The organism is Saccharothrix texasensis, from assembly GCF_003752005.1.
In the GTDB taxonomy this organism is placed as follows: domain Bacteria; phylum Actinomycetota; class Actinomycetes; order Mycobacteriales; family Pseudonocardiaceae; genus Actinosynnema; species Actinosynnema texasense.
In genome coordinates, this window is record NZ_RJKM01000001.1 from 8,502,319 (window position 1) to 8,510,325 (window position 8,007).

An 8,007-nucleotide genomic window follows, 5' to 3' on the forward strand; every position below is an offset into this window, starting at 1 on the left:
TGGTCGCACGTCGGTCGATTCAGGGGGATCGCTCATGCGCTCGATCAGACTATTGTTACCCGCGTTGACGGTGGCGGCTCTCGTCCTGCCGGTCGCCGCGCCGGCCCAGGCGCGACCGGCGGACCCGTCGCCGCCCGCGGGGTGGGCGATCACCGGTGCGGGGCTGACGTGGACCGCGCCCGCCCCGGTTCCGCCCGGCGGCGCCGCGGTCGAGTTCTGGGAGGGCGACCGGTTGCTGGGCGTGCCCGGCACGTCCGCCGACCTGCGCACGTACACCTTGCCCGGGGCGGGGTTCGACGACGTCGACGAGCTCCAGGTGCGGGTCTCGGGCCGGCGGCTGGACGCGGAGGAGCCCGCGCCCGCGTCGACCGCGTCGATCGGCGAGCCACCCGCGTTGTCGCCCGCCGGCGAGGTCGACCCCGGCAAACCCGGCCCGTTCGCCACGCGCACCGGGGAGTACGAACTCGACCCGATCACCGCGCCCGGCTACGCGGTGCCGCTGGAGATGCGGGCCGTGGTCGTCGCGCCGACCGGCGCGCCGGGCAGGCGACCGCTGGCGTTGTTCCTGCACGGCAGGCACGTCACCTGCTACAACGAGACCCAGGTCCTGCTGGAGTGGCCCTGCCCGGCGCCCGCCAAGCCGGTGCCGAGCCACCGCGGCTACCTCCAGGCGCAGCGGCTGCTCGCCTCGCAGGGCTACGTGACGGTGTCCGTGTCGGCCAACTCGGTCAACGCCCAGGACACGCTGGACGTCGAGTCGGGCGCCGGCGCGCGCTCGGCGCTGGTCCGCGCCCACCTGGCGAGGTGGGCCGACTGGGCGGGCGCCGGTCGGGCCGCCGCGCCCGAGGTCGTCCGCGCCGCGCCCGTCGCCGACCTGGGCGCCGTGTTCCTGGTCGGCCACTCGCGTGGCGGCGAGGGCGTCAACCGGGCCGCGGTCGACAGCGTTTCCCCGCCGCCCCAGGGTGATCCGGTGCGCTGGACCGTCAAGGGCACCTTGCTCATCGGCCCGACGATCTTCGGGCACAACCCCGCGCCGGACGTCCCGTCGGCGACCATCCTGCCCGGCTGCGACGGCGACGTGTCCGACCTCCAGGGCCAGCTGTCCGTGGACGGCACTCGCGGCGTGAGCCGGGGAGCGGCGCTGCACAGCGCGCTGTACGTCGTCGGCGCGAACCACAACTTCTTCAACACCGAGTGGACGCCCGGTCAGGCGGAGGCGCCGGCCAACGACGACTTCCCCGTCACGTGGACCGACGCGGTGTGCTCGCCGGGCACGCCCACCCGGCTCACGGCCGAGCAGCAGCAGAACGCGGGCGCGACCTACATCGCCGCCGCGGCGCGGCTGTTCGTGGCGGGAGACCGGCGGGTGCTGCCCCTGCTCGACGGCTCGGGCGTCCGCGCGCCCTCGGCGGACCCGGCGCGCGTGCTCGCCCACGCCGTCGGCGGCGCGCGCTCACCGTTCGTCGTGCCTGACGAGACGACGTCGGCGAGCGGGTCCGCGCGGGTGTGCGCGCAGGTCTCGGCCGACGCGGCGGCGGCGTGCGTCGACCCGGCCGCCGCCCGCCCGTCACCGCACTTCGTCCGGTTCAACCGCGTGGTGCCGGAGTCCGGCCGGTTCGCCGTGGCCCTGCGGTGGACCGCCGACGGCCAGTCCTCGACCGTGCGCCCCGGTGCGCCGGTGTCCCTGGCGGGGTCGAGGCACCTGGCGCTGAGGCTGGCCGTGCCGCCGAACACCACCGCCAACCGCTTCGACGTGGCCGTCACCGACGCCGCCGGGCGGCGCGCGCAGCTGGGGACGGTGGCGCTGGACGGCCTGCCCGCCACCGAGCGGCTCTCCGCCCGGTGGGCGCAGGAGGTCCGCGTGCCGCTGCCGGCGCGCGGGATCGACCTGCGCCGCGTCGCCGAGCTGGAACTCGTCCCGCACGGGGACTCCGGGGAGGCGTGGCTCATCGACGCCCACGGCTGGGCGCCCGGCCTGCCGGACCCGCGCCCGGTGGCGCTGCCGCGCGTCGACGTGGGCGCGCTGACCGTGGAGGAAGGCGACTCCGGCACGCGGACCGTCCACTTCCCGGTCTCGGTCACCGGTGACGGCGCGGGCTCCGTGCGGGTGCTCGTCCAGGGCGAGGACGGCGCGTACACCGAGCAGCTGGTGGCGATCGAGCCCGGGCAGCACGAGGTCGCGATCCCGGTGCAGGTCACCGGGAACACCCGCTGGAGCTTCGGCGCCAAGCGCGTGGTCCTGGCCAAGGCGGTGAAGGGCGCGGTCGTCGGCCGCTACACCGACCGGTTGACCGTGCCGAACGACGACCCCGAGCCGACCGTCACCGCCACCCCGGTCGTCGGCGAGGTCACCGAGGGCGGCACGCTGACGTGGCGGGTGACGCTGTCCTCGGTCGCCGACTCGAACGTCACGGTCGCCGGCCGGCCGATCGCACCGGACGGCGTCGAACTGTCCACCACGGACGTCGACGAGGTGTGGTTCCGCCAACGCGTGTCCCGGGAGGAACCGCTGCCCTCCCGGCCGCTGTCGTCCACCGGGTTGGGGGTGACCGCCTACTTCCAGCGCGGGCAGGTGAGCGTGGACGTGTCCGTGCTGACGGTGGCCGACGCGGAGGTCGAGCCCACCGAGCGGATCCGCTTCGACCTCGCGACCCGCACCCCCGGCTCGATCGGCACCACGGTCTTCGGCACGGTCACCGACGGCCCGGTCGGCTGACCCTCACGTGACCGGTGGCCCGCGGACGATCCCCGTCCGCGGGCCACCGGTCGTTCCGGGACACCGCGCGTCGTCCGGGGACACCGCGCGCGACTCGTCCTGACCACAGTGGACGGTCGGCCGTCAGATCAGCTGGAACTCGTAGATCGACGAGTCGATGTGGACCAGGCCGTGCTCGTCCGCGGCGGCGGCGACCGCCGGGGTCCAGCCGATCAGCGAGCCGGGGATCTCGATCCGGTTCGAGTGGTGCTTGCGCACGGCGAAGCCCATGCGCACGGCGAGCGCCACGATCGACTTCGGGTCGCCCATCGTGTCGCTGGTGTTCATGAAGATCCGCCCGTCCTCGGCGAGGTGCGGCTTCACCTCGTCGAAGAACCGCTGGTGGATGCCGTAGCCCGGATCGAACACCGACCGCTCGATCGGCCGGTCGTAGGCGCGGTCCTCGCGGGCCCGGACGAGCGGCGGGTTGGAGACGATCAGGTCGAACACGTCCGTCGGCGCGAACTCGTGGAACAGGTCGCTCGTCAGCGCCTCCACCCGGTCCCCGACCCCGTGGGTTTCGGCGTTCAGCTCGGTGTTGGCGACGGCGGCCGGGTTGATGTCGGCCGCGACGACGCGCTCGCACCCGTTCCTGGCGGCCATCACGCTCGTCACGCCGGCGCCGCAGCCGATTTCCAGGAAGCGCGTGCCGGGGCCGAACGGGAGCGCGGAGGTGAACACCTCGGTCGCGGGATCGGGCGGCCACACTTCCGGCAGAACCGTCCAGTCGAGCCCCATGAGTTGTTTCGTGCCGCCGACCTGGAGGAGATCGTCGGCTTGGGCGACCAGCCAGTCGCCGACATCTTCGGCAAACGTTCTGTCCACGGTCGTTCCTTGCTGGTCGGTGGTTTCGTCGAGGCGGAACGACGCATGTTAGACGTTGCCCCCAAGGTCGACAAGGGTGCGTTCGACCCCGTCACCGGATGGATTGTCCGGCGGTATCGACGGCGCACCGACAGGTGCGGGATTCAGCATCCAGGTTGAATCTTCTACCATTTGAGACGACATCATCCGGATGCGGAACCGCGTAGTGACCAGCCGCTATCCGTCGGGTCGGAGACCGATCGGCGGCGGTTCCCTTGACCCGCTCTTAACTTCGCGAAAAATTCTTGTCAAACACCGGAGAAGGGCGGCGGTCGTCCGCTATAAGGGGCTCCGGGTGGGTGGCGCGTCGGCGGGGGAAACGCCGCGATGTCGGTCCTGCTGGCGATGTTTGTGCTGGTCAGACCACTCTTGATGAGGTCGGGCGGGGTATCTGCCGTTCTGGTGTCGGGCCGGTCGAGAGGGACCGTGCCGGCTCGAATGCGAGGCTTCCACGGATCCGGGAAATTCCTTGTGGGGCACCGGAATGTCCAGTCCACGCGGGTGGTCCTAACCCCGATCAAGATCGACACTGTGCCGCGGCCTGTTTTCGGACTTTACTTCCCGGTAGGTACGGGAATGTTCGGGTCGGGCACGCCGCGCGATCGGCCTGCTACCTTCCGTAGCCTTGGTGAAACCTTTACGCGGCTGCGGCGTTCTGTGTATCGTCCCTGGCACGGAAGGTACGAACCGGACGTAGCGCGCAAACGGCGTAGTGAAAGCCTCCTCCTGGCCGAAAGGGTCAGTAGGGGTTGATCTCGCATGGTTCGGGCGGGCTACGGCTGATTCTTCGGGTGCCCGTATCCGAAGGACGGTTCAATCGAGTACGAAGCTTGTTTTCGACGCCCGGCCGGTTCTCGGCACGACGTCGGCGGGCGGCGTGCGCGAAAAAAGAATGTGTGGACGTTCGCGCGCACTGCGCGCACTCTTCGTTAGCGGGGGCGACCGGGGCATGGCGACAGTAGGGGTCATCGGCGCGGGCGTGATGGGCAAGGACGTGGCCATCACGTGCGCCGCCAACGGTTATGACGTCATCCTGACCGACCACGATCCCGACGTGCTGGCCGCGGCTCCCCGGGACGCCCGCGGGCTGGTCCGGAAGTTCCGGATGATGTCCCCGACCACGGGCTCGTGGAAAGCCGACGAGGTCCTGGGCCGCATCCGCTTCACCGCGGACCTGGGCGACCTCGCCGAGGCCGACTGGATCGTCGAGAACATCGTGGAGGACCTGGCCGCGAAGGAGCGGCTGTACCTCCGGCTGCGCGAGGTCTGCGGCGAGGGCGTGAAGATCGCCGCGAACACGAGCTGCATCTCCATCACCAAGCTCGCCGCCCGCACGGCCCGACCCGCCGACGTCGTGGGCATCCACTTCATGAACCCCGTGCCGCTGCTGGAGTGCGCGGAGGTCGTGCGCGGCTTCCACACCTCCGACGACACGATCAAGCGGGCCGAGGAGTTCGTCGGCTCGCTGGGCAAGCGGTCCATCGTGGTCAACGACATGCCCGGCTTCGTGTCCAACCGGTTGTCGCACCTCTTCATGAACGAGGCGGCCTTCCTGGTGCACGACGGCGTGGCCGAGCCCGAGCAGGTCGACGCGATCTTCAAGCTCGGCTACGGGCACCGGATGGGTCCGCTGGAGACCGCCGACCTCATCGGGCTGGACACCGTCGTCAACTCGCTGAACGTGCTCTACGAGGAGTTCCAGGACAGCAAGTTCCGCTGCTGCCCGACGCTCAAGAAGATGGTCGCCGCCGGGCTCCTCGGCCGGAAGAGCGGCCAGGGGTTCTACACGTACGCGCAGCACTGATCCGCGCGGGAACGGCACAGGCAGTGATCACTCTGGGGGACGTCGATTCATGAAGATGGTCAAGTGCGTCGTGTGGGACCTCGACGACACGCTGTGGCACGGCACGCTGTCGGCGGGCGACGAGCTCGTCCCGCGCGACGACGTGGTGGACCTGGTCAAGACCCTGGACGCCCGCGGCATCCTCCAGTCGGTCGCCAGCAAGAACAACCACGACGACGCGATGCGCGTGCTGGAAGGGCTCGGCCTCGCCGAGTACTTCCTGTACCCGCAGATCAACTGGAACAGCAAGTCCAGCTCCGTCGCCGCGATCCGCGAGAAGCTCAACATCGGCATCGACACGATCATGTTCGTGGACGACCAGCCGTTCGAGCGCGACGAGGTGGCCTTCGCCCACCCCGAGGTCGAGACGGTCGACTCGGCGCAGCTGCACACCGTGCTGTCCATGCCCCGCCTGAACCCCAAGGTGGTCACCGAGGACGCGAGCCGGCGTCGGCTCATGTACCTGGAGGACCAGGCGCGCCACGAGGCCGAGCTCGACCACCGGGGTCCCGCGGACGAGTTCCTCGGCGGCCTCGGCATGATCTTCACCATCTCCCGGGCCAAGGACGACGACCTGCTGCGCCTCGAAGAGCTGACCGAGCGCACCAACCAGCTGAACTCCACCGGCATCCAGTACTCCTACGAGCAGCTCGACGAGCTGATGCGCGACCCGGACCACGACCTGTGGGTCTGCGAGCTGACCGACCGCTACGGCTCGTACGGCAAGATCGGCATGGCGCTGGTGGAGAAGCGGGACGACCGCTGGACCATCAACCTGCTGCTCATGTCCTGCCGCACGGTGTCCAAGGGCGTGGGCACGGTGCTGCTGTCGTTCCTGCTGCAGCGCGCCGCCGACCACGGCAAGCGCCTGTTCGCCCGCTTCCGCCGCACCGACCGCAACCGCCAGATGCTGGTGACCTACCAGCTGGCGAACTTCCGCGTGGTGTCGCAAGAGGGCAGTGACCACCTGTACGAGAACGACCTCGCTCTCCGGCAGGGATACCCCGAGTACATCAAGGTCGAGATCGATGCATGACGAGGCGGTGGTGAACATGGCAGACGTCACGGTGGCGGACGCCGCGGCCAACATCCGGGCTTACCTGCGGGAGAACATGACCGCGTTCAAGGACGTGGAGCTGCACGACGAGGACAACATCTTCGAGCGGGGCTTCTTCACGTCGCTGTTCGCCATGCAGCTCCTGCACTACGTGGAGTCCACGTTCGACGTCGAGGTGCCGGACGACTACATCGTGCTGCGGAACTTCAGCTCGGTCCGCCGCCTCGCGGACATGGTCGCCGACCTGAAGAGCCCGTCGGGTGAGTGACGTCGACCCGTCCGAGGTCATCGCGAGAGCCAGGTCGTTCGCGGACACCGGGCTGGCGCCCCGGGCCGCGGAGTTCGACCGCGACGAGCGCCTGCCGGCCGACGTCGTCAGGACCATGGCGGCCGAGGGCTTCCTCGGCGCGGCGATCCCCGCGAGGTGGGGCGGCCTGGGCCTGGACCCGTTGGCGTACGGGGAGCTCACCGAGGTCATCGGCAAGGCGTGCGCCTCCACCCGGGCGCTGCTGACCGTGCACACCTCCATCGTGGCCGGGACGCTGGTGGACCTGGCGTCGAAGCGGCTCAAGGAGAAGTACCTGCCCGCGCTCGCCCGCGGCGAGCGGATCGCGTGCTTCGCGCTGTCCGAGGAGAACGCCGGGTCCGACGCCGCCGCCGTGACCACGACCTACACCAGGAAGGGCGACACGTTCGTCCTCAACGGACGGAAGAAGTGGATCTCCTTCGCCGGGATCGCCGACCTGTTCCTGGTGGTCGCCTCCGACCACGGCACGACGAGCGCGTTCATCGTGGAGCGGGACGCGCCGGGAGTGGACACCCGGCCCATGTCCGGGTTCCTGGGCAACCGGGCGACGCACATCGCGGAGGTCGCCTTCGCCGACGTCGAGGTGCCGGCGGAGAACCTCGTCGCGGGCGTCGGCGCGGGCTTCGGCTTCGTGGTCAACACGGCCCTGCTGCACGGTCGGTACAGCATCGCGTGGGCGGGCGTCGCGCTGGCGCAGGCGGCGCTGGAGGAGATGTGCTCCTACGCCACGCGCCGCGAGCAGTTCGGCGTCAAGATCGGCACGCAGCAGTTGGTGCAGAAGATGGTCGCGGACGCGGTCACGAACGTCGCCGCGGCCAGGGAGCTGTGCCGGCGGGCGGGCCGCTTCCTGGCGCCGCGCACCGCCGACGCGGCCATGGAGACCAACATCGCGAAGTACTTCTCGTCCACGATCGCGCAGCGCGCGACGTCGGACGCGGTCCAGGTGCTCGGCGGGAACGGGTGCTGGTCGGGTTTCCCGGCGGAGCGCCTGTTCCGGGAGGCGAAGATCCTCGAGGTCATCGAGGGGACCTCCCAGCTGCAGCAGGTCATGATCGCCGACTTCGGCTACAAGAAGTACGCCAGGAAGAACTAGGCAATGAACCGTGTGAGATCCCGCGCGTCGCGAGCACCCCGGAGGGCGTCATGGCAAGCACCCCGTGTGACCGGGTGGTGAGGCGGCG

Annotated in this window: 6 protein-coding genes; 5 read left to right on the forward strand and 1 reads right to left on the reverse strand. The window is 70.3% G+C overall.

The window, feature by feature from the left end:
• Positions 1–70: 70 nt before the first annotated feature.
• A complete protein-coding gene (locus tag EDD40_RS38050; protein ID WP_246038390.1) occupies positions 71–2,716 on the forward strand; it encodes an alpha/beta hydrolase family protein in 2,646 nt (881 codons plus the stop codon).
• A gap of 123 nt (positions 2,717–2,839) precedes the next feature.
• Here EDD40_RS38050 and EDD40_RS38055 read toward each other — a convergent pair whose 3' ends face one another.
• Entirely contained in the window at positions 2,840–3,580 is a 741-nt protein-coding gene (locus EDD40_RS38055) for a methyltransferase (RefSeq protein WP_211348335.1), read from the reverse strand.
• A gap of 988 nt (positions 3,581–4,568) precedes the next feature.
• On the opposite strand from EDD40_RS38055, the gene EDD40_RS38060 reads away from it, so the two are divergent.
• The 4 genes from EDD40_RS38060 to EDD40_RS38075 are packed head-to-tail and all read left to right on the forward strand — an operon-like array spanning position 4,569 to position 7,919.
• A complete protein-coding gene (locus EDD40_RS38060; protein WP_123747173.1) occupies positions 4,569–5,423 on the forward strand; it encodes a 3-hydroxyacyl-CoA dehydrogenase family protein in 855 nt (284 codons plus the stop codon).
• Between the two features lie 49 nt (positions 5,424–5,472).
• The gene (locus EDD40_RS38065) at positions 5,473–6,498 is read left to right on the forward strand and encodes an HAD-IIIC family phosphatase (protein WP_123747174.1); all 1,026 of its coding nucleotides are present in this window, start codon (positions 5,473–5,475) and stop codon (positions 6,496–6,498) included.
• Positions 6,491–6,787 (forward strand): phosphopantetheine-binding protein, encoded by a 297-nt coding sequence (locus EDD40_RS38070; RefSeq protein WP_201435973.1) that lies wholly within the window; start codon positions 6,491–6,493, stop codon positions 6,785–6,787. The genes EDD40_RS38065 and EDD40_RS38070 overlap by 8 nt, the downstream gene beginning before the upstream one ends.
• Positions 6,780–7,919: an acyl-CoA dehydrogenase family protein gene (locus EDD40_RS38075; protein WP_123747175.1), complete on the forward strand. Its 1,140-nt coding sequence runs from the start codon at positions 6,780–6,782 to the stop codon at positions 7,917–7,919. Before EDD40_RS38070 ends, EDD40_RS38075 begins: the two co-directional genes overlap by 8 nt.
• Positions 7,920–8,007 lie beyond the last annotated feature (88 nt).